This window comes from Bacteroides sp. 1_1_30, from assembly GCF_020982715.1.
Lineage (GTDB): Bacteria > Bacteroidota > Bacteroidia > Bacteroidales > Bacteroidaceae > Bacteroides > Bacteroides xylanisolvens.
In genome coordinates this window covers 1-565 of sequence record NZ_JAJKHN010000257.1, presented here as the reverse complement: position 1 = coordinate 565, position 565 = coordinate 1, and the positions used below count along the sequence as shown (strand labels likewise).

At 38.1% G+C, this 565-nt stretch carries 1 pseudogene; it reads left to right on the top strand.

Annotated elements, in window-relative coordinates:
• A pseudogene (locus LPH68_RS26945) lies at positions 1-393 on the top strand (hypothetical protein); the annotation flags it as partial.
• Between the last annotated feature and the right edge of the window lie 172 nt (positions 394-565).

The window sequence follows — 565 nt, the reverse complement described above, 5'->3', positions numbered from 1 at the left end:
ACACGGACAAGCGTACGGAATGGTTTTGAAAGTCTGGAAAAGGAAGCTCCGATACATTTTGGAAACAATCTTTTGGAAACGGATATTTGCGACTTCGCCCTATACGTTTACAGGTTTCCGATTGACAAGGATATCCGCGTACATAACATTTTCGTAACAGGGAAAGAGAAGATGGATTTTTATGTCCGGGACAACCCTAATCTGCCGGGATGTGCCAGATGGATGCATCACGGCACAGAACAGGGAAACCAATATCTGAACGCCGACGATATAAATTACTATATACCTAACGGTGGGCGGATTTACCGATATTGGAAATGCCGTTATCTTCTGCAAACCTCTGATACTGATGAACGTTTCAGCCATTTTACAGAGGAAGAAAGACTGTACTAAGTGCAGTCTTTCTCTATATATTCGTACATAATTACCTGAAAACTAATGATTAAAACACTTTGTCAATACGCTTATTTGATATATATTTGCATGATAAAGTGAGTTATTAAAGACATATTGTTAATTGAAAGTAATAGATTGAATATGAAAGACCTGTAATATGACATCGGAA